This window comes from Aeromicrobium sp., from assembly GCF_047606445.1.
Classification (GTDB): Bacteria; Actinomycetota; Actinomycetes; order Propionibacteriales; family Nocardioidaceae; genus Aeromicrobium.
In genome coordinates this window covers 62,381-82,556 of sequence record NZ_JASGEK010000010.1, presented here as the reverse complement: position 1 = coordinate 82,556, position 20,176 = coordinate 62,381, and the positions used below count along the sequence as shown (strand labels likewise).

Here is a 20,176-nt window from a genome sequence, read left to right as displayed (position 1 = left end):
GAGAGAATCCATGGAACGGACTATTTTCGAAGCCGAGCACGAGGCCTTCCGCGACACGATGAGGGTCTTCTGCGACAAGGAGATCGCGCCCTATCACGAGGAGTGGGAGAAGGAGGGCATCGTCCCGCGCGACCTCTGGCTCAAGGCCGGCGAGCTGGGCATCCTCGGCTTCATGATGCCCGAGGAGTACGGCGGAGGCGGCATGCGCGACTTCCGCTACAACGCCATCGTGCAGGAGGAGCTGACCCGCATCGGCGCGAGCGGCGTCGGCTTCGCGCTGCACACCGACCTCGTCTCCACCTACCTGCTGTCGTACGCCAACGACGAGCAGAAGGCGCGCTGGCTGCCGAAGTTCTGCTCCGGCGAGACGATCACCGCCATCGCGATGACCGAGCCCGGCACCGGCTCCGACCTCCAGGGCATCAAGACCACGGCGGTCAAGGACGGCGACCACTGGGTGCTCAACGGCTCCAAGACCTTCATCTCCAACGGCATCCTCGCCGACCTCGTCCTCGTGGTCTGCCAGACCGACCCCGACGCGGGCGCGATGGGCTTCACGATCATCGCCGTCGAGCGCGGCATGGAGGGCTTCGAGCGGGGCCGCAACCTCGACAAGATCGGCCTCAAGGCGCAGGACACCGCCGAGCTGTTCTTCGACAACGTGCGCGTGCCGGTCGCCAACACCCTCGGCCAGGAGGGGCAGGGCTTCATCTACCTGATGGAGAAGCTGCCGCAGGAGCGCCTGACCATCTCGGTCGTCGCCGCCGCCGCGTGCCGCACGGTCATCGACCAGACGGTCGAGTACGTCAAGAGCCGCAAGGCCTTCGGCCGTCCGATCGCCAACTTCCAGAACTCGCGCTTCGTGCTGGCCGAGTTGGAGACCGAGGCGCAGATCGCCCGGGTCTTCGTCGACCGCTCGATCATGGAGCTGAACGCGGGCACGCTCACCGTGCAGGACGCCGCCATGGGCAAGTGGTGGAGCACCGAGCTGCAGAAGAAGACGGTCGACAAGTGCCTCCAGCTGCACGGCGGCTACGGCTACATGACCGAGTACCCCATCGCGCGCGCCTATCTCGACACGCGCATCCAGACGATCTACGGCGGCACGACCGAGATCATGAAGGAGATCGTGGGTCGTACGCTGCTGGGATGAGTGGTCTCAGCGATCTCGAGGACCTGCTCGGCCCCGACGCTTTCGGCTATTTCGCCGGAGGCGCCGGGGCCGAGCTCACGTTGCGCGACAACCTCGCGGCGTGGGAGCGGTACGCCTTCCACCCGAAGGTGCTGGTCGACGTCGGGGTGCGCGACCTGAGCACGACGCTGCTCGGCCGGGAGCGCGCCCATCCGGTCGTCGTGGCGCCGATGGCCTATCAGCGGCACGCCCACGAGACGGGCGAGCTCGGCATGGCGGCGGCCGCCGCGGCCACCGACTCGCTCATGGTGCTGTCCTCGCAGACCACGACGAGCCTGCCGGAGGTGGCCGCCGCGTCAGGCGAGTCCGACCGGTGGTTCCAGCTGTACGTGTTCAAGGAGCGCTCGGTCTCCCTCGACCTCGTCGCGCAGGCGCGCGAGCACGGCTACGAGGCGTTGGTGCTGACGGTCGACTTCCCGGTGGCGGGCTGGCGTGAACGGGGTTCCGGCTTCCGGGTGACCCATCCGCTGGCGCTCAACCCGTCGGGCGCGCCGCTGACCACCGAGCAGTTGTTCGGCATGCACGACCCGACCCTGACGTGGGACGACCTCGGCGCGTTCGCCGAGGCGGCGGACCTGCCGCTGCTGGTCAAGGGCGTGCTGCGTCCCGACGACGCGGTGCGCGCGGTGGACGCGGGCGTGGCCGGGATCGTCGTGTCGAACCACGGCGGCCGCCAGCTCGACACGACGCTCGCCGGAGTCGACGCGCTGGTCCCCGTCGTCGACGCGGTGGGCGACGCGGTGGACCTGCTGGTCGACGGCGGGGTCACCCGCGGCTGGGACGTCGCGAAGGCGTTGGCGCTCGGCGCGGACGCGGTGCTCGTCGGGCGGCATGTGTTGTGGGGCCTGGCCCGGGGCGGCCCGGCCGGCGCCGAGGCGGTGCTGCGGCAGCTGGTCGAGGAGTTCGACACCACCCTCGCGCTCCTGGGCTGCCCGAACGCGCGTGATCTGGATCGGTCGTATGTCTCAAGGTTTCCGGAGAGAAAGAACGTGCCGCCGCATGGCTAGCGATGGAAGTTAAACTATTCGATAAATCAGTTAAGGGATGGTTGAAGGAGGTTTGGGTGGCTCGCCGACCGGTTGTCGCATTTCCTGCCGCCGCCGACGCGGCGCGTGTGCTGGGGCAGCAGATCAAGATGGCCCGTCACGAGCGCCAGTGGACCGTGGCGGAGTTCGCCGAGCGTCTCGGCGTCTCCCCGGTGACGGTCCGCGCTATCGAGAATGGCGCACACGGCACTGCCATCGGCACCGTGTTCAACGCCGCTGTGCTGACTGGAGTCGACTTGTTCGGCACCGACGACAAGGCAGAACTCGCCCGACTGCGTCGTCGTGGCGAGGAGCGGTTGAACCTCATGGCCCGTCGGGTCCGCCCGCCTGCCCTGAAAGAAGCCGATGACCTCCTCGACTTCTGACGTCTACCGAACCGCTGAGCCGGTGTCGACGACGGGCCGATTGACGTGGCATGCCGCCATCGACATGCTGGAAGCGGAGGGGACAAGGCCGGGAACTGGTCGGACTGGTACGAGAAGAACATCCCAGTCGCCGAAGCGCGGTACGAGCGGTGGATCGAGAAAGGTGAGTGAGATGGCGGCGAAGAGCTGGCGTGAGGTCCGTGCGGCCGGGCACGCCGTCCGAGAGGTCGACGAGGCCAAGATCGCAGGTCTGCGCGACGACATGCTGGCCGAGGTCCGTGCGCATCGACTGGCCGAGGTCCGCAAGGCGCAGCGTGTCTCCCAGGCCGAGGTCGCCACGGCGATGGGAGTGTCGCAGCCCCGGGTGTCGCAGATCGAGCGCGGCGTGATGGACGCGGCCGAACTCGGCACCCTGCGGGCGTACGTCGAGGCGTTGGGCGGAACGCTGCGAGTCGTCGCGGACTCCGGCGACCAGAGCCTGACCGTCGGGTGACCGCCACTGAGCCATGGCTCGACTCACTCGACCCGGCCACCCTCGAAGCCCGCGATGCCTCGAACTTCCGACGCATCATCGCCGCACGCAAAGCCATCGCCGACGCTGAAGCCGAACTCCGCGCGGCCGGCGACTCGTGGACCGTCATCGGCGCCGCCCTCGACACCACCCGACAGGCGGCCTTCCAACGCTTCGGCCGCGACTGACGCGCGTCGGACCAGCCGGGCACGTCGCCATCGTCGACGAGTTCCCCTCCCTGTCCTGGCTCGACCCCGACCAAGTCGACGCCCTGCGAGGACTGGTCGCCCTCGTCTCCGACGTGTTCGACGACATGGCCGCGACCGGAGAGACCCCGCCTGTGCCCATCGCCGACCGCCGCTACTCCGGCAAGTTCATGGTCAGGGTGCCCGAGTCGCTGCACCGGTCCCTCGCGCTCGCCGCAGCCGAGCAGAACGTCAGCCTCAACCGGGTCGCGTCCGAGCGACTGGCCCGCGCGTGACGCCCACGCCGACCCACTCCGTCGACGTCCGCCGCGACGGCCGTTGGTCGGTCCGCGTCAACGGGAACTGGCGGGCGACCTTCGCGTTCACCGGCCCCGACGTCGAACTGCTCGACGACGAGGACGACCGCTGAAAGGAAGCGCCATGACCACCATGAAGACTCCCGTCCACCCTGGCGAGGTGCTGCGCGAGGATGTCCTCGCCGACCTCGGCCTCACCGTCTCCGAAGCGGCTGACCGGCTCGGCATGTCCCGCGTCGCGCTCTCGCGCGTGCTCAACGGACACGCGGCGGTGTCCCCGGCGCTGGCCCTGCGGTTGGAGGCGGCGGGCGTCAGCAGCGCCCGTATGTGGCTCAACCTCCAGTCCGCCTACGACCTCGCCGTCGAGCGAGGCCGCGACCACGGATCCGTCCGTGCGTTCGCCTCGGCGTGAAACGCCGCGCCCCACCATCCTCGGCATCAGCCGCGCTCGCGTTCCCAGCTGTTCAAGGCGAGCTAGCCAGTGGCGATGACGCACCACTTCACCTCGACCGCGACCCGTGAAGGCCGCTGGTGGGTCGTGCGATACGACCAGCACCCCGGCGCGCTGTCCCAGGTCGCCCGACTCGAGCAGGCCGCCGAGCACCAGCGCGAGGCGATCTCCTTGGCAGTCCGTCACCGACCTGCCCGACGGGTATGAATAGCCCCTCTGTACATCTACGTCTAGGGTGGGGTATACCAAAATCGTGAAGCCGCAGAAGACCAAGGACGTCATCAGCCACCTCAAATCAATCGGCTGGGTCTTCCTGCGTGACGGGCAAGGCAGCCACGAGATCTGGGGGATGCCCGACGAGTCAGTCAAAGCGTCCATCCCCGCAGGCCACAAACAGGTCTCCGCCGGAGTCCTCAACCAACTCAAACGGGCCGGTGTCCCAATCCCCCGGCAATGGCGATGAGCGGCAAGGAGCCAGATATGACAGAACAGACCTACTCCGTCGACGTCCGACGCGACGGCCGTTGGTGGGTGTTCGACATCCCCGAACTCGGTACGGGCGGGCAGGCCCGCAGTCTCGCCGAAGTCGCCCACGAGGCACAAGGCGTCGCAGCGATGTGGCTCGACGTCGCGCCCGAGGCCGTCGCGGTCGACGTGACCGTCCACGTCGAGGACGACCTGATCGCGCAGTGGCACGAGGCCGAGCGCGACGAGGAGGAGGCGAGGAAGGCCCAGGCCCGCGCCGCAGCCCGACGTCGCGAGGTGGTGGCGGCCCTCCGGGAGAAGGGCTACAGCGCCCCCGACGCGGGCGAAGTCCTCGGCATCAGCCGCGCCCGCGTCTACCAGCTGTCCAAGGCGAGCTGACCTGCGCGCCGCTGTCGACTTCGTGTTCAGCGACCTCGACCTCGCCCAAGCCATCTACGACGCCCGCACCGCCGCGGGCATGACCCAGGCGCAGCTCGCCGAGGCGATGGGCGTCAGCCAGTCCTACATCTCCGACCTCGAAGGCGGCGGCAGCGTCCCGATGGTGCTCACGCTCGCGAAGGTCGCCCACGCGGTCGGCGGCAGCCTGCGCGTCCAGATCGCGGCAGCCTGAACGCGATCGCCTCCTGAGCATCCGGTGACCCCGCGAGTCCGGCACTGGCCAGGCTCACCGATTGGTATACTTTACGGTATATATTCTGTGTGTTTTCAGCACGTGACCAGGACGCCGTGTCCGACGGCGCGGTGGGCTCAGGGCAGGGCGAGGAAGTCGCGGAGCCAGACATCCACCTCGCGCATGGTGGCCGCGTCGACGAAACCGGCGACGTCGACGAGGCGTTCGCGGGTGATGGTCCGGATCTGCTCGGTCATGGCGAAGGTCGGCTGGGCGAGGTGGAGGTCGGAGCCGGCGAGCCGGACGTGGTTCGGCCAGCCGCGGTCGGCGGTGGTGGCGGGGACGATGATCGCGAGGGCGTCGGCCTGCTGGAGGAAGAGGTCGCTGGCGACCACCAGCACAGGCCGTCGGCCCGCTTGCCCGCGTCCTCGTGTCGGGTCGAGGTCGGCCCAGGCGACGGCGCCCCGACGGAGGTCAGCGGTCACGCAGACCGTCGTCCAGGGCGAGGTCCCACTGGCGGAACTCGTCCCAGTAGTCAGGGCCGACGTCTCGATTCGAGGGTGAGAGCGAGGGTGAATTTTCTCTAAAAAGGTGCGGGGGGGGGGTCGCGTGCCCTAGGCTGCGCCTGAGAGACGCGGGTCACACGGTCCGTGGCGGTCGGGGAGCCTTCACAGGGAGTCGTGCATGTCTGAGTCTGGGACGGTCGTCGGGGTCGGCCGTTGGCGGCGTCCGGTGGCGTTGGCGATGATGCTGCTGGCCGCGTTCGTGGTGCTCGGTCTGAGCGAGCGGTCGAACGCGGAGCCGGGCAACACCTGGGTGATCCAGCTGAAGCGGATCAGCGCGGCCGAGCAGCTCTCCGGCGCGCCGGTGACCTTCCGGCTCAGTCTGCAGTGCGCGGCGCTGACGTCGTCGAGCTGCGACGGCGGCCAGGTCGCCATCCCGCTGCCGGAGGGCCGCATGACCACCTCGGTGGGTGCGCACCCTTACATCAGTGGTTACAGCGTCTCCAATAACGTCTTGACGATTGATCTGATCTCGTCCTTCCCGGCGGGGGCGTCGATCCAGACCGATATTTCGACCGGCTTGGTCAACGGCTACACCCCGGACGGCACGGTGTTGAGTCTGCAGGCGACCGTGGGTGCCGACAACACCCAGACGGTGACGTCGGGGGTGGCGTCGGCCACGATCCGGGCGAGCGCGAACCTGACCGTCCACAAGAGCCTGCCGGCCAATTCCGCCGATGGTGCCCCGATGCCTCGCGATTACGACCTGACCTACCGGTTGGGTCCGTGTACGTCGGTGGGGTCCACCGGAGCCTTGTACATGCAACCGGGGATGACGGTGGTGGATCAGTTGCCAGCGGGTGCGGTGTTCGTGGATGCCTCCTCCGGTGGCGTGTACGACGCGACGACGAACACGGTGACGTGGACCACCGATGGTGGTCTGCCCACGTGTGGGTACCGCAGTCAGCCAGCCGGGCCGTACTGGGTGACGGTGAAGTATCCGTCGGCCACGTTCGCCGCAGGTCAGAGTGTGACGAACACCGCGATCGCGACGGGTACCCCGATCGGTGAGACGACACCGCTGACGGCCACCTATTCGCGCAACCACACCTTCGGAGCACCGGGGAACTCCGGGTCGTTCTGCAAGAGGGCCATTACGCCCCTGATGACCGGCAGCATCCTCAACGGCACGTGCAATACCAGTACCGCGATGGCTACGTGGGCCGGTGACTGGGCGGAGACCATGGAGCCGCTCGCCTTCCCGACCTTCTCTTTCCCCAGCACCAGCGGCCACCCGCGCGGCTCTTACGAAGGCTCATTCCTGTTGTCGATTACCAACACCTCAGTGTTGCCCGCAGTCGGTGAGATCGTGGACCCGGTGCCGTGTCTGGACAACTACGACGCGACGCAGAACATGTACCTGCCCAATGCTCCCGGCGTTCTGTGTCAGCACCCGGCTTATCACATCTGGGCTGTAGGGCGGACCTATTTGTCCGGCACCGGGCCGAGCGCCGAGTACTACTACGTGACGCCCGACGGCACGGAGAAGGAGTTCCTGCCGCCGGAAACCGCAGGTGGGTATGCGCACGTCCTGGTGGCCGACGGTGATGTGGTCGCGGAGGTCCGCATCCGCAACATCGCCCTTGACGCATCGAGCAGCACCGCGACCTTCGATGTCTGGGGCCACCTGGACGGATCCCTCACGAACGGGCAGCGGATTCATAATGTGGGGTACTTCACTCGTACGGTGGAGGGGGCTAGCACCCCCGTGGTGACCGGAACCCAGATCGGACGCATGGTGGCGACCGATCAGGTGCGGGTCAACGCCTACAAGTCCGCCACGTACTCGGCTTCGGGCAGTTCCTTCACCTTGAGGGCCGGAGTGATGGGGCCGAACATGGAGGGCGGCTATTCCGGTCCGGTGACGATCACCGACCTGCTGCCGGCGGGCATCCCCTCGGCGACGCTGACGTCATTTGTTTACCGCCCTTATGGCTCGGAGTGGCCGAGGAACGTCGTAGTCGCAGGTGTGTCGAGTCCGGAGGACACCCCGGTTCCGGAATCGGCCTATACGCTGGAGCAGATTCCGAACTGGAACGGTTCGGGGCGCACATTGATCCGCATTTCGATCCCGGCAGGGGCACTGCATCTGGCATCGACGTCGCCGACCTCCCTGTGGGCCACGTTCTCGGTGCCGGGCGGCTGGCCGCCGGGCACGACGGTCAACAACATGCAGGTGGTCCTCCCCGGCACCGACATCGACGCGTGCAGCGCTGTCAACTACCACAGCTGGACGGGCGGCTCGCTCGGGTTGAATCCGGCGGGTCCCGGTGCCGCGCCGACCACCCCGAACACGGCCAACCCGGAACACGTAGCGGCGGGTGCTCCGTTCTGCGGGGCGTCGGCGTCGGTGACGAATGCGACGCCGGGGCCGCTGCTGCAGGCGTTCAAGGGCGTCAAGGGCAGTGGGGACGCGGAGTTCGCGGAGTTCCCGGCGGTCGGCATGATCGACCCGGACAACCCCGGTAGCGCCGAATACCGGGTGCGCGTCCGCAGCGGTGGCACGGTCGCGCTGAAGGACGTCGTTCTCTACGACGTGCTGCCGACGCCCGGCGACATGGGGGTGTCGGGGGCGATGAGCGCGAACGCGCGCGGCTCGGACTTCCGTCCCGAGCTGACGGGCGGGGTGACCGTCACCGACACGGCGACGGGCTCGGCGAGCCGCACCTGGCAGGTCGCCTACTCGACGTCGGACAACCCCTGCCGCGACGAGGTCCGCGGCCTGGCGGACGACGCTCCGTGGCCCGCCTCCTGCGACGACGACTGGTCGACCACGCTGCCGGCCGACCCGTCGGCGGTGACGGCGCTGCGGTTCAAGCTCACGGCGGGCTCCCTCGCGGCGGGCCAGGAGGCCGCGTTCACCTGGCCGGTGGCCGAGCCCGATCCGCTGCCCGCTGCGGGCGAGGTCGCGTGGAACTCGGTCGCGGTGGCCGCGAACCGAGCCGACGACAGCACCGCGCTGCTGCCGTCCGAACCGCCCAAGGTGGGTCTGGCCGTGCCGCAGGCCGACGTGTCGGTGGCCAAGAGCGTCGACAGGGAGACGGCCATGGCCGGGCAGGAGGTCACCTTCACCGTCAAGGCCAGCCACGACACCAAGGTCGTGACCGACCCGGTGACCGGTGCGGCCTCCTATGTCGACGAGAACGGCGACCCGACGTCGGCGGTGGCCCCCGCCTACGGGCTGAAGCTCACCGACGTGCTGCCCGCGGGCTTCACGCTGGTGCCCGGCTCGGCCGTCGTCACGCAGGGCAGCTTCGACGCGGGGACCGGCGTGTGGACCGTCGGCGACCTGCCCGTCGGCGCCACCCGCACGCTCACCTACCGCGCCGTCATGAACGCGGCCGGCGGCCACACGAACACCGCGCAGGTGTCCGGCATGGACGTCGAGGACCTCGACTCGACGCCGGGCAACTGCGCCGAGGACGACGGCGAGGACGACTGCGCCACCGCGTCGGTGAGGCTGGTCGAGCCGTCCCTGTCGCTGACCAAGCTGGTCGAGACCGAAGCGGGCTCGGACGACTACGTCGACGAGGCCGAATACGAGTCGGGCGCGCCGGTCCGCTACCGCTACGTCGTCCGCAACGACGGCGAGGTGCCGCTGACGAACGTCACGCTGGACGACCCGTCCGTGCCGTTCTTCTGCGACGAGACGTCGCTGTTCGACCTCGACACGCTGGATCCGGGCGAGGAGGTCACGGTGGAATGCGCCTGGCCGCTCGGCTGGCCCGAGGGCACCCACGACTACACCGGCACGGTCAGCGGCACGACGCCGGTCGGCACGACGCTCGCCGCCGCCGACAACGCCGTCGTGGTCGTCACGCCGTTCACCACCGCCCCGGCCGTCGGCGTCGAGGTGACGACGAACGGCGTGGACTTCGACGACGACCTGGCGCCGGGCGACCCCGTCACCTGGACGTACGTGGTGACCAACACCGGCGACGAGGCGCTGACGGAGGTGACGCTGTCCGACGACCGCAACCCGGCGGTGACATTGAGCGAGGACGCCTGCACGCGCTCCGACGGCGACGCCTGGGGCCAGCCGCTGCCCGCCGGGGAGTCCATCACCTGCGAGTTCGACGGCACGGCCGACGAGGACACCTACTTCAACACCGCCAGCGCCACCGGCGTCGGCGTCGCCTCGGACACCGACGTCGCCGACGACGACGTGACCGGCTACAGCACCGTCGACCCGGCCCCGTCGGTCTCGGTGACCGCCACGACCGACGGCGTCGAGTTCGCCTCCGGCCTGACGGCGGGCGAGGAGGTCGTCTGGGAGTACGTGGTCCGCAACACCGGCAACGAGCCGCTGACCGACGTCACGCTCGCCGACGACCGCAACCCGGCGGTGGCCTTGACCGAGGACGCCTGCGTCCGCTCCGACGGCGGCACGTGGGGCGACCCGCTGACGCCCGGCGAGACCATCACCTGCTCCTTCACCGGGTCGGCCTCCGACGGGGTGTACCTCAACACCGCCACCACGCAGGGCACGGGAACCGTCTCGACCGAGACGGCCACCGCCACCGACTGGACCGGCCACAGCGTCGCCGCGACGAACGGCCCCGCGCCGCGCGTCGGCATCGAGGTGACGACCAACGGCGTCGAGTTCGCCGCCGATCTGACCTCGGGCGGTCCGGTGACCTGGGAGTACGTGGTGACGAACACCGGCGGCGAGCCGTTGATCGACCTCGCCCTCGTCGACGACGTCAACGGGACGGTGGCGCTCGACGAGTCGGCCTGCGTCCGCTCCGACGGCGCCGCCTGGGGCCAGCCGCTCCCGGTGGCCGCGACGATCACCTGCACGTTCACCGGCACCGCCGACGACGCCCTCCGCCTCAACATCGGGTCCGTGGACGCGGAGGGAGTGTCGAGCGGGCAGGCGGTGAGCGCCGAGGACTGGACCGGCTACAGCACCGAGACGGCCGACGTCCCGGGCGTGAGCGTCACGGCGACCACCAACGGCGAGGATTTCGCCGCCGGCCTGGCCCCCGGCGACCCGGTGACCTGGACGTACGTGGTGACCAACACCAGCGACGAGGCGTTGAGCGACCTGACGCTGTCCGACGACCGCAACCCGGACGTCGAGCTGACCGAGGACGCCTGCACCCGCTCCGACGGCGGCGACTGGGGCGACCCGCTGCCGGCCGGGGAGTCCATCACCTGCGAGTTCGAGGGTGAGGCGGTCGAGGGCTCCTACGTCAACACCGCGTCGGCCACCGGCGTCGGCGAGACCAGCGGGAACACCGTCGACGACACCGACCCGACGGGCTATGTGGCGCTCGCGCCGCTGCCGGCCGCGGGCGTCTCGGTCAGCGTCACCACGAACGGCGTCGAGTTCGCCGAGGACCTGACGGCGGGCGAGGAGGTCGTCTGGGAGTACGTGCTGACGAACACCGGCGAGCAGCCGCTGGAGAGCCTGACCCTCGCCGACGACCGCAACCCGGCGGTCGCGTTGAGCGAGGACGCCTGCGTCCGGTCCGACGGGGCCGCGTGGGGAGCGGCCTTGCCGGTCGGCGAGTCGATCACCTGCACGTTCACCGGCACGGCGTCCGACGGGTCCGACGGGGTGTACCTCAACACCGCCACCGCGCAGGGCACGGGCACGGTGTCGGGCGAGAGCGCCGAGGCCGACGACTGGACCGGCTACAGCGTCGCCGAGCCGGACGACTCCGTGCCCGGCCTCACCGTGGAGGTCACGACCAACGGCGTCGAGTTCGCCGAGGACCTGACACCGGGCAGCACGGTGACCTGGGAATACGTGCTGACGAACACCGGCGACGAGCCGCTCGTCGACCTGACGCTCGGCGACGACGTCAACGGGACGGTGGCGCTCGACGAGTCGGCCTGCGTCCGCTCTGACGGCGCCGCCTGGGGCGCTCCGCTCCCGGTGGACGCGACGATCACCTGCACGTTCACCGGGACCGCCGAGGACGCCCTGCGCCTCAACACCGCCACGGCGAACGGGGTGGGCGCGTCGAGCGGGCAGGCGGTGAGCGCCGAGGACTGGACCGGCTACAGCACCGTCGTCGCCAGCACCCCCGGCGTGAGCGTCACCGCGACCACCAACGGCGAGGAGGTCGCCACCGGCCTGAAGCCGGGCGACCCCGTCACCTGGACGTACGTGGTGACCAACACCGGCGACGAGGCGCTGACCGGCCTGACGCTGTCCGACGACCGCAACCCGGACGTCGAATTGCGCGAGGACGCCTGCACCCGCTCCGACGGGGCCGCGTGGGGGTCGCCGCTGCCGCCCGGGGAGTCCATCACCTGCGAGTTCGAGGGCACGGCGGTCGAGGGCGCCTACGTCAACACCGCGACGGCCACCGGCGTCGGCGAGACCAGCGGGAACACCGTCGACGGCACCGACCCGACGGGCTATGTGGCGCTCGCGCCGCCGGCTCCGACCGCAGGCATCTCGGTCAGCGTCACCACGAACGGCCTGGAGTTCGCCTCCGGCCTCGTCACCGGCTCGCGAGTCGTCTGGAAGTACGTCGTGACCAACACCGGCGAGCAGCCGCTGGAGAACCTCACCCTGTCCGACGACCGCAACCCGGCGGTCGCGCTGACCGAGGACGCCTGCGAGCGGTCCGACGGCGCCGAGTGGGGTTCGCCGTTGCCGCCGGGGGAGACCATCACCTGCGAGTTCGAGGGGACGGCCGTCGACGGCCTCTACGCGAACTCCGCGCACGCCACCGGCGTCGGCACGGTCACCGGAACGCCGGTGGAGGCCACCGACGCCACCGGCCACGAGGGCAGCGCGGCGACCGACCCGGACTCCGAGACGCCGACCGACCCCGACTCCGAGACGCCGGGCGCGGACACCCCCGCCGCCTCGTCGTCGGGCGAGGCCGACGACGACGGACTCCTGCCGTCCACCGGCGTGCTCGTGAACGCGGCGCTGCTGGCCGCCGCCCTGGCGTCGGTCCTGCTCGGCGCGCTGATCAGCCGGAGGGAGAGGGTCAGCGGTCGGTCCGACGAATGACCGTGCGGCGCTTCTCGTCGTCGACGGCCTCCTCGTAGGCCGTCACGAGCGCCTGCACGGTCAGCGGTTTAAACCGCTCGACCATCGAGGTGAGGAGCTCGGGGGGATAGCCGGACGCCTTCAGGCGAGGCCAGACCTCCACGCGGAACATCTCGGTGAGCCGCTGGGCGAGCCGGGCGCTGTGCTCGGCGATGATCCTGCGGGCGCTGAGCGCGGCGTCGATCGGCAGGCCCGCGTCGAGGAAGCTCACCCCGATGGCGAGGTGCGCGGGGGAGAGGCGGAACTGGTCTTCCACCGGCGTCGGCTCGACCACGCCGAGGGCGACCAGCACCTCCACGTCGTCGTCGGTCAGCGTGCGTCCGCAGCGGGTCTCCAAGGTGGAACGGTCGAGGGTCTCGGGCATGCCCGGCGTCCACGGGGCCAGCAGCGTCCGGTGCAGCGCCACCTGTTCGGGGGTCGCGTCGACGGGGATGCGCTCCAGATAGCCCTCGATGGCCGAGAGCGTGAAGCCGTGCGCCTGGAGCTCGCGGACGAGCTCGAGCCGGGCCAGGTGGCCGGGGCCGTAGAAGCCGTTGCGGCCCTCCCGGCGCGGCGGCGGGATGAGGCCCCGCCCGGCGTAGAAACGCACGGTCCGCACCGTCATCCCGACCCGCGCCGCCAGTTGTTCCACGCTCAGCGTCTCGGCCGGCCCCTGTTCGTCGTCGCTCACGGCCCGAGCCTAGAACAGGCCGCGAGACGACGCTGACAGTAGCGGTGTCACAATGTCCGTAGCGCGGCTCACACCCGTGCCCTCCGTGCTGGCATCGTTGAGGCCAGTCGACATGACCCATCCGTCTGCGAGGACTCATTTCATGACCGAAGCTTTCATCTACGACGCGATCCGCACCCCCCGCGGCCGCGGCAAGAAGACCGGCTCACTGCACGAGGTCAAGCCGATCTCGCTCGTGACCACGCTGCTCGACGCCGTCAAGGAGCGCAACCCGGGCCTGGCCCCGAACGAGGTCGACGACGTCGTCCTCGGCGTCGTCTCCCCGGTCGGCGACCAGGGCGCCGACATCGCCCGCACCGCCGTGCTCGCGGCGGGCTTCGGCGAGCAGGTCGCCGGCGTCCAGCTCAACCGCTTCTGCGCCTCCGGCCTGGAGTCGATCAACCAGGCCTCGGCCCGCGTCAAGTCCGGCTGGGAGGACCTCATCCTCGCCGGCGGCGTCGAGTCCATGAGCCGTGTGCCGATGGCCTCCGACGGCGGCGCCTGGGCGATGGACCCCAAGACCGCGCTCGACACCGACTTCGTGCCGCAGGGCATCGGCGCCGACCTCATCGCCACGATCGAGGGCTACAGCCGTGACGACGTCGACGCCTTCGCCGCCGAGTCGCAGGCCCGTGCCGCCGCCGCCATCGAGGCCGGCTACTTCAAGAACTCGATCGTCCCGATCACCGATATCAACGGCCTGCCGATCCTCGACCACGACGAGTTCGTGCGTCCCGGCACCACCGCCGAGTCGCTGGCCGGCCTCAAGCCGTCCTTCGCCGACCTCGGCGACTTCGCCGGCTTCGACTCGGTCGCGCTGGAGAAGTACCTGACGGTCGAGAAGATCCACCACGTCCACCACGCGGGCAACTCCTCGGGCATCGTCGACGGCGCCTCGCTGGTGCTCGTCGGCAACGAGTCGGCCGGCGAGCGCCACGGCCTCACGCCGCGCGCGCGCATCGTCTCGACGGCCGTCATCGGCTCCGAGCCGACCATCATGCTGACGGGCCCCGGCCCCGCCTGCCGCAAGGCGCTCGACAAGGCCGGCCTGTCCATCGAGGACATCGACCTCATCGAGATCAACGAGGCCTTCGCCGCCGTCGCGCTCAAGCTCATGCGCGACCTCGACGACTTCCCGCACGAGCGCACCAACGTCAACGGCGGCGCCATCGCCATGGGCCACCCGCTCGGCGCGACCGGCGGCATGATCCTCGGCACGCTCGTCGACGAGCTGGAGCGCCAGCAGAAGCGCTACGGCATGGCCACGCTGTGCATCGGCGGCGGCATGGGCATCGCCACCATCGTCGAGCGCGTCTGACCCGACCTCATCTCAGGAGAAAGAACTCACATGACTGAAGCAGTGCGTTACGAGGTCGAGAACGGCATCGTCAACCTCGTCATCGACGACCCGACGCAGTCGGCCAACACCATGAACAAGGCGTACGCCGCGTCGATGGAGGCGGCCGTCAACCGGCTCGCCGACGAGATCGCGGCCGACGCCGACTCCATCAAGGGCGTCATCGTCTCCAGCGCGAAGAAGACCTTCTTCGCCGGCGGCGACCTGAAGCTCATGATCCAGTCCACCCCCGACGACGCCCAGGACCTCTTCGAGGAGATCGAGGGCATCAAGGCGACGCTCCGCAAGCTGGAGAAGATCGGCAAGCCCGTCGTCGCGGCCGTCAACGGCGCCGCGCTCGGCGGCGGCCTGGAGATCGCCCTGGCGACCCACCACCGGATCGCCGCGGAGGGCCGCTACGAGATCGGCCTGCCCGAGGTCACCCTCGGTCTGCTGCCCGGCGGCGGCGGCGTCACCCGCACGGTGCGCATGTTCGGCATCCAGGACGCCCTCATGAACATCCTGCTGCAGGGTCCGCGCATGAAGCCGGAGAAGGCGCAGGCCGTCGGCCTCATCGACGAGATCGTGCCCGCCGACGAGCTGCTCAGCGCGGCGGCGGCGTGGATCGAGTCGGTCCAGGGCGACGAGACCGCGGCCAGCCAGCCGTGGGACCGCAAGGGCTACCGCATGCCCGGCGGCACCCCGTCGAACCCGAAGCTCGCGATGAACCTTCCTGGCTTCCCGTCGATGCTGCGCAAGCAGCTCAAGGGCGCCGGCTACCAGGCTCCCCGTGCGATCCTCGCCGCTGCGGTCGAGGGCGCCCAGGTCGACTTCGACACCGCCAGCCGGATCGAGTCGCGCTACCTGGTCAACCTCATCATCGGCCAGCAGTTCAAGAACATGACGCAGGCGTTCTTCTTCGACCTGGGCGCCATCAACGCCGGCGGCTCGCGTCCCGACGGCGTCGAGCCGACGAAGGCGGAGAAGGTCGCGGTGCTCGGGGCGGGCATGATGGGCGCGGGCATCGCCTACGTCTCGGCGCGCGCGGGCATGGAGGTCGTGCTCAAGGACATCAGCAAGGAAGCCGCCGAGAAGGGCAAGAACTACTCGGTCACGCTCCTGGAGAAGGCCGTCGCGCGCGGCAAGATGACGCAGGAGAAGGCCGACGAGGTGCTCGCCCGCATCACGCCGACCGACGACTACGCCGACCTGAAGGGCTGCGACTTCGTCGTCGAGGCCGTCTTCGAGTCGGTCAAGCTCAAGCACGAGGTCTTCGGCGAGGTGCAGAAGGTCGTCAACGCCGACGCGCTGCTCGGCTCGAACACCTCGACGCTGCCCATCACGATCCTGGCCGACGGCGTGGACCGTCCCGAGGACTTCATCGGCATCCACTTCTTCAGCCCCGTCGACAAGATGCCGCTGGTGGAGATCATCGCCGGTGAGAAGACCTCCGACGAGGCCATCGCCCGCGTCATCGACTACACGAAGGCGATCAAGAAGACGCCGATCGTCGTCGGCGACAGCCGTGGCTTCTTCACCAGCCGCGTCATCGGCACCTTCGTCAACGAGGGCATCGGCATGCTCGCCGAGGGCGTCCACCCGGTCACCATCGAGCGGGCCACGACGCAGGCGGGCTTCCCGGCCGCGGTGCTGCAGCTGTCCGACGAGCTCAACCTCGAACTCATGGTCAAGATCCGCAACGAGTCGAAGGCGGCCGTCGAGGAGGCGGGCGGAACCTGGGAGTCGGCCGCCGCCGAGGGCGTCATCGACCGCATGATCGAGCTCGGCCGCTCCGGCAAGCTCAAGGGCGCGGGCTTCTACGACTACGCCGAGGGCAAGCGCCAGGGCCTCTGGTCGGGCCTGACCGAGGAGTTCCCGGTCGCCGACGAGCAGCCGGACTTCGCCGACCTCAAGGAGCGGCTCACGTTCATCATGAGCCTGGAGACGGTGAAGTGCCTGGAGGAGGGCGTGCTGCGCACGATCCCCGACGCCAACATCGGCTCGATCTTCGGCATCGGCTTCCCGGCGCTCCAGGGCGGCGCGATCCAGTACATCAACGGCTACGAGGCCGCGGACGGACGGATCGGCGTCGAGGCGTTCACCGAGCGCGCTCAGGAGCTGGCCGCCACCTACGGCGACCGCTTCGCCCCGCCCCAGCTGCTGCTCGACAAGGCCGCCAAGGGCGAGAAGTTCGAGTGAGCTGACCTCTCCGCCCGACGGACACGGCCCCGCTCCCACGAGGGAGCGGGGCCGTTCGCCCTTCGGGGGACGCAGGATGATGGCTTTGGGTTGCTGGGACTGCCCGAATCCATCATCCTGCGTCTCCTGGGGCTGGAAGGGTGATGGATCGAGGTCGTGATGGCTGCCGAAATCCATCATCGTGCGTGGGTAAGGCTCGCCTCAGCTAGGCTCGGCTCTCGTGACCACCCCCGACCTTCGCCAGCCCTCGCAGTTGGCGGGCGGCCTCGTGCTCGCGGGTGTGGTGCTGGTGCTCGTGGCCTTCGCGAGCGTCGTGCTCGGGTCGCGGGGGGTCGGGCCGGGGACGATCTGGGACGCGGTCGTCCACCACGACCCGGCGGCGACCGGTCACGCCGTCATCCGCGACATGCGACTGCCCCGCACGATCCTCGGGCTGCTCGCCGGGGCCGCGCTCGGCCTGGCCGGGACGATCCTGCAGGGGCTCACCCGCAATCCGCTCGCCGACCCCGGCGTCATGGGCGTCAACGCGGGCGCGGCGGCCGCCATCGTCGTGTCGATCCTCGTGCTCGGCCGCTCCGACGTCAGCACCTACATCTGGTTCGGCTTCCTCGGCGCGGCCCTGGCGACCGTCGCGGTCTACGGGGTCGCCGCCTTCGGGCGGGAGGGCGCGACGCCGGTCAAGCTCGCGCTCGCCGGCGCGGCCATCAGCGCGGGCCTCTTCTCGCTGACCACCGGCGTCATCATGATCGACTCGACCGCCCTCGACGACCTCCGCTTCTGGCAGGTCGGCTCGCTCGCCGGACGCTACTGGCCCATCGTCGAGCAGACCACGCCGTTCCTGATCGTCGCCATCTTCGCCGCGCTGTTCGTCGGGCGCTGGCTCAACGGACTCGCCCTCGGCGACGACCTCGCCACCGCGCTCGGCCAGCGGGTCGGCCGCACCCGCGCGGTCCTGTTCGCGCTCGTCGCGCTGCTCGCCGGGGGAGCGACCGCCGCCTGCGGCCCCCTCGTCTTCGTCGGGCTCGTCGTGCCGCACGTCGCCCGGGCCATCTGCGGACCCGACTACCGCTGGATCCTGCCGTACGCGCTGCTGCTCAGCCCGATCCTGCTGCTCGGCGCCGACATCCTCGGACGGCTCGTCCAACTCACCGGCGAGCTCCAGGTGGGCGTCGTGCTCGGACTGTTGGGCGCGCCCGCCTTCGTGTTCATCGTGCGACGCCGCGGGATGGCCGAGCTGTGAGCGCCGTCGTCGCCCGGGTCCGTCGTCGTCGCCGCGTCCGCGCGCTCGTCACGACGACGACGCTGACAGCCCTCGTCGTGACGCTGTTCATCGTGACGTTGTCGATCGGCTCGATGCCGCTCTCCGCCGGGCAGATCGTCGGCGCCCTCGTCGGCCTCGACACCGGCCCCGGCGTCGACTATGTGGTGCGGGACCTCCGGCTGCCGACCGCCGCCACCGCCCTCGGCGTCGGCCTCGCGATGGGCCTGTCCGGCATCGTCTTCCAGCGGCTGCTCGCCAACCCGCTCGCCTCGCCCGACTTCGTCGGCGTCTCGGCGGGCGCGAGCTTCGCCGCCGTGCTGGCCATCGTCGTGCTGGGGCTGGCCGGACCGTGGGTGTGCCTCGCGGCGCTGGTCGGCGCGGTCACGGCCGCCACGCTCATCTACCTGCTGGCCTGGCGCGACGGGGTCAGCGGGTACCGGTTCATCCTCGTCGGCATCGGCGTCCTGCAGTTCTTCACCGCCGGGAGCGGCTATGTGCTGTCCCGGGCCACCCGGTACGAGGCGCGCGAGGCGATGACGTGGATGGTCGGCGGCGTCGGCCAGGCGGGCGCTTTCGAGCTGCGGCTGCTGTGGGTCGGCATCGCCCTGGTCGTGCCGGTCGTGCTCGTGCTGACCCGCCATCTGGCCACTTTGGAGCTCGGCGACGACACCGCGACCGCGCTCGGCGCGCCCGTCCAGGCGATGCGGCTGGCGTTGACGCTCGCCGCCGTCGCGCTCGTCGCGCTCGCCACCGCCACGGCGGGTCCGATGGCCTTCGTGGCGCTCATCGCCGGGCCGATCGCGCTCCGTCTGGTGGGGGTGGGCGGCCCGGCGCTGCCCGCGTCGGCGCTCGTCGGCGCGGTGATCGTGCTGACCGCCGACCTCGTCGCCGTGCACGCCTTCCCCGCGCAACTGCCGACCGGCGTCGTCACCGGCGCGATCGGCGCCCCCTATCTGATCTGGCTGCTCGTCTCGACGAACCGGGAAGGACGTGGCGGATGACCACGCGGACCACCCACGACCTGCGCGCCGCCGGGCTGACCCTCGGCTACGGCGGCGCCGACATCCTCGGCGACCTCGACCTCGTGATCCCCGACGGGAAGGTGACGGTGATCGTCGGGGCGAACGGCTGCGGCAAGTCGACGCTGCTGCGCGGTCTCGCGCGGCTCCTGCCGCCGCGTCGCGGGACGGTCGAGCTGGACGGCCGTCCGTTGGGCGACTGGCGTCCCGCCGAGCTCGCTCGCACGCTCGGGCTGCTGCCGCAGAACCCCGTCGCGCCGGACGGCATCACCGTCGCCGACCTCGTCTCCCGGGGCCGCTATCCGCACCAGGGCTGGTTCCGCCGGTGGAGCGCCGCCGACGAGGCCGCCGTCGAGCGGGCGCTGGCCGCGACGAGCACGACCGACCTCGCCGACCGGACGCTCGCGGAGCTGTCGGGCGGACAGCGCCAGCGCGTGTGGGTGGCGATGGCGCTCGCCCAGGAGACCGATCTGCTGCTGCTCGACGAGCCGACGACCTTCCTCGACATCAGCCACCAGGTCGAGTTGCTGGAGCTGCTCGCCGACCTCAACCGCGACCGGGGAACGACCGTCGTCATGGTCCTGCACGACCTCCACCTGGCCTGCCGTCACGCCGACCACGTCGTCGCGATGCAGGACGGCCGGATCGCCGCCGAGGGCGCGCCGTCACAGGTCGTCACCGCCGAGTTGGTCGAGGAGGTCTTCGGCCTGGCGTGCCGGGTGATCCCCGACCCCGAGACCGGCACGCCCCTGGTCGTGCCGCTCGTCCGCCGCCGCTGAAATTGCGAAATCGGGCGTGAAAGCGTTGCAGAATCGGTCATGCCGAGGCTGTGAGCGCGCGTGACGTTCCTATAGCGCAGGCGTTACGCCGCTGACACGCGATCGAAGCACGGTTGACGGACGGCGGAT

General features: G+C 70.1%; 20 protein-coding genes. 18 read left to right on the top strand and 2 right to left on the bottom strand.

Going from position 1 to position 20,176, the window contains the following annotated elements:
• The first annotated feature begins 10 nt into the window (after nt 1-10).
• From QM621_RS02525 to QM621_RS02470, 12 genes are all read left to right on the top strand, one after another.
• Nucleotides 11-1,153 carry an acyl-CoA dehydrogenase family protein gene (locus tag QM621_RS02525; RefSeq protein WP_414988778.1) on the top strand — a complete coding sequence of 381 codons (1,143 nt, stop codon included), beginning with the start codon at nt 11-13 and terminating at the stop codon, nt 1,151-1,153.
• Nucleotides 1,150-2,199 carry an alpha-hydroxy acid oxidase gene (locus QM621_RS02520; RefSeq protein ID WP_414988777.1) on the top strand — a complete coding sequence of 350 codons (1,050 nt, stop codon included), beginning with the start codon at nt 1,150-1,152 and terminating at the stop codon, nt 2,197-2,199. Before QM621_RS02525 ends, QM621_RS02520 begins: the two co-directional genes overlap by 4 nt.
• Nucleotides 2,200-2,255: 56 nt before the next feature.
• Nucleotides 2,256-2,603: a helix-turn-helix transcriptional regulator gene (locus QM621_RS02515; RefSeq protein WP_414988776.1), complete on the top strand. Its 348-nt coding sequence runs from the start codon at nt 2,256-2,258 to the stop codon at nt 2,601-2,603.
• 172 nt (nt 2,604-2,775) lie between these two features.
• The gene (locus tag QM621_RS02510) at nt 2,776-3,096 is read left to right on the top strand and encodes a helix-turn-helix domain-containing protein (protein ID WP_414988775.1); all 321 of its coding nucleotides are present in this window, start codon (nt 2,776-2,778) and stop codon (nt 3,094-3,096) included.
• Nucleotides 3,093-3,302, top strand: coding sequence for a hypothetical protein (locus QM621_RS02505; RefSeq protein ID WP_414988774.1), 210 nt, complete (start codon nt 3,093-3,095; stop codon nt 3,300-3,302). Before QM621_RS02510 ends, QM621_RS02505 begins: the two co-directional genes overlap by 4 nt.
• Before the next feature lie 113 nt (nt 3,303-3,415).
• On the top strand, nt 3,416-3,595 hold the full coding sequence (locus QM621_RS02500; RefSeq protein ID WP_414988773.1) for a toxin-antitoxin system HicB family antitoxin: 180 nt from the start codon (nt 3,416-3,418) through the stop codon (nt 3,593-3,595).
• Nucleotides 3,592-3,729, top strand: a complete 138-nt coding sequence (locus QM621_RS02495) for a hypothetical protein (RefSeq protein WP_414988772.1) — start codon at nt 3,592-3,594, stop codon at nt 3,727-3,729. Before QM621_RS02500 ends, QM621_RS02495 begins: the two co-directional genes overlap by 4 nt.
• Nucleotides 3,730-3,740: 11 nt before the next feature.
• Nucleotides 3,741-4,028 (top strand): HigA family addiction module antitoxin, encoded by a 288-nt coding sequence (locus QM621_RS02490; RefSeq protein ID WP_414988771.1) that lies wholly within the window; start codon nt 3,741-3,743, stop codon nt 4,026-4,028.
• Nucleotides 4,029-4,103: 75 nt separating this feature from the next.
• On the top strand, nt 4,104-4,274 hold the full coding sequence (locus QM621_RS02485; protein ID WP_414988770.1) for a hypothetical protein: 171 nt from the start codon (nt 4,104-4,106) through the stop codon (nt 4,272-4,274).
• Nucleotides 4,275-4,320: 46 nt separating this feature from the next.
• The gene (locus QM621_RS02480) at nt 4,321-4,530 is read left to right on the top strand and encodes a type II toxin-antitoxin system HicA family toxin (RefSeq protein WP_414988769.1); all 210 of its coding nucleotides are present in this window, start codon (nt 4,321-4,323) and stop codon (nt 4,528-4,530) included.
• A gap of 17 nt (nt 4,531-4,547) precedes the next feature.
• Complete coding sequence (locus QM621_RS02475; RefSeq protein WP_414988768.1) at nt 4,548-4,931, top strand: XRE family transcriptional regulator; 384 nt, start codon at nt 4,548-4,550, stop codon at nt 4,929-4,931.
• Nucleotides 4,932-4,953: 22 nt separating this feature from the next.
• Nucleotides 4,954-5,163, top strand: coding sequence for a helix-turn-helix domain-containing protein (locus QM621_RS02470; protein WP_414988767.1), 210 nt, complete (start codon nt 4,954-4,956; stop codon nt 5,161-5,163).
• A 137-nt stretch (nt 5,164-5,300) separates the two neighbouring features.
• On the opposite strand, the gene QM621_RS02465 is transcribed toward QM621_RS02470, so the two are convergent.
• Nucleotides 5,301-5,648 carry a type II toxin-antitoxin system PemK/MazF family toxin gene (locus QM621_RS02465; RefSeq protein ID WP_414988766.1) on the bottom strand — a complete coding sequence of 116 codons (348 nt, stop codon included), beginning with the start codon at nt 5,646-5,648 and terminating at the stop codon, nt 5,301-5,303.
• Between the two features lie 199 nt (nt 5,649-5,847).
• Between QM621_RS02465 and QM621_RS02460 the strand changes: the two genes are divergently transcribed.
• Entirely contained in the window at nt 5,848-12,705 is a 6,858-nt protein-coding gene (locus tag QM621_RS02460) for a hypothetical protein (protein WP_414988765.1), read from the top strand.
• On the opposite strand, the gene QM621_RS02455 is transcribed toward QM621_RS02460, so the two are convergent.
• Nucleotides 12,683-13,414, bottom strand: coding sequence for a MerR family transcriptional regulator (locus QM621_RS02455; protein WP_414988764.1), 732 nt, complete (start codon nt 13,412-13,414; stop codon nt 12,683-12,685). The two genes, QM621_RS02460 and QM621_RS02455, sit on opposite strands and share 23 nt — an antisense overlap.
• A 142-nt stretch (nt 13,415-13,556) precedes the next feature.
• On the opposite strand from QM621_RS02455, the gene QM621_RS02450 reads away from it, so the two are divergent.
• The 5 genes from QM621_RS02450 (at nt 13,557) to QM621_RS02430 (ending at nt 20,047) form a co-directional block, all read left to right on the top strand.
• On the top strand, nt 13,557-14,771 hold the full coding sequence (locus QM621_RS02450; RefSeq protein WP_414988763.1) for an acetyl-CoA C-acetyltransferase: 1,215 nt from the start codon (nt 13,557-13,559) through the stop codon (nt 14,769-14,771).
• A 30-nt stretch (nt 14,772-14,801) separates the two neighbouring features.
• Nucleotides 14,802-16,988 (top strand): 3-hydroxyacyl-CoA dehydrogenase NAD-binding domain-containing protein, encoded by a 2,187-nt coding sequence (locus QM621_RS02445; RefSeq protein WP_414988762.1) that lies wholly within the window; start codon nt 14,802-14,804, stop codon nt 16,986-16,988.
• Nucleotides 16,989-17,208: 220 nt separating this feature from the next.
• Nucleotides 17,209-18,228 (top strand): FecCD family ABC transporter permease, encoded by a 1,020-nt coding sequence (locus QM621_RS02440; RefSeq protein WP_414988761.1) that lies wholly within the window; start codon nt 17,209-17,211, stop codon nt 18,226-18,228.
• On the top strand, nt 18,225-19,250 hold the full coding sequence (locus QM621_RS02435) for a FecCD family ABC transporter permease (RefSeq protein WP_414988760.1): 1,026 nt from the start codon (nt 18,225-18,227) through the stop codon (nt 19,248-19,250). The genes QM621_RS02440 and QM621_RS02435 overlap by 4 nt, the downstream gene beginning before the upstream one ends.
• A complete protein-coding gene (locus QM621_RS02430) occupies nt 19,247-20,047 on the top strand; it encodes an ABC transporter ATP-binding protein (RefSeq protein ID WP_414988759.1) in 801 nt (266 codons plus the stop codon). Before QM621_RS02435 ends, QM621_RS02430 begins: the two co-directional genes overlap by 4 nt.
• Nucleotides 20,048-20,176: the final 129 nt, after the last annotated feature.

What these genes read in the sequence shown, in the direction of transcription:
- QM621_RS02525 (WP_414988778.1), top strand. Translation starts at nt 11, where the DNA reads ATGGAACGGACTATTTTCGAAGCCGAGCACGAGGCCTTCCGCGACACG.
- QM621_RS02520 (WP_414988777.1), top strand. Translation starts at nt 1,150, where the DNA reads ATGAGTGGTCTCAGCGATCTCGAGGACCTGCTCGGCCCCGACGCTTTC.
- QM621_RS02510 (WP_414988775.1), top strand. Translation starts at nt 2,776, where the DNA reads ATGGCGGCGAAGAGCTGGCGTGAGGTCCGTGCGGCCGGGCACGCCGTC.
- QM621_RS02490 (WP_414988771.1), top strand. Translation starts at nt 3,741, where the DNA reads ATGACCACCATGAAGACTCCCGTCCACCCTGGCGAGGTGCTGCGCGAG.
- QM621_RS02485 (WP_414988770.1), top strand. Translation starts at nt 4,104, where the DNA reads ATGACGCACCACTTCACCTCGACCGCGACCCGTGAAGGCCGCTGGTGG.
- QM621_RS02475 (WP_414988768.1), top strand. Translation starts at nt 4,548, where the DNA reads ATGACAGAACAGACCTACTCCGTCGACGTCCGACGCGACGGCCGTTGG.
- QM621_RS02460 (WP_414988765.1), top strand. Translation starts at nt 5,848, where the DNA reads ATGTCTGAGTCTGGGACGGTCGTCGGGGTCGGCCGTTGGCGGCGTCCG.
- QM621_RS02450 (WP_414988763.1), top strand. Translation starts at nt 13,557, where the DNA reads ATGACCGAAGCTTTCATCTACGACGCGATCCGCACCCCCCGCGGCCGC.
- QM621_RS02445 (WP_414988762.1), top strand. Translation starts at nt 14,802, where the DNA reads ATGACTGAAGCAGTGCGTTACGAGGTCGAGAACGGCATCGTCAACCTC.
- QM621_RS02430 (WP_414988759.1), top strand. Translation starts at nt 19,247, where the DNA reads ATGACCACGCGGACCACCCACGACCTGCGCGCCGCCGGGCTGACCCTC.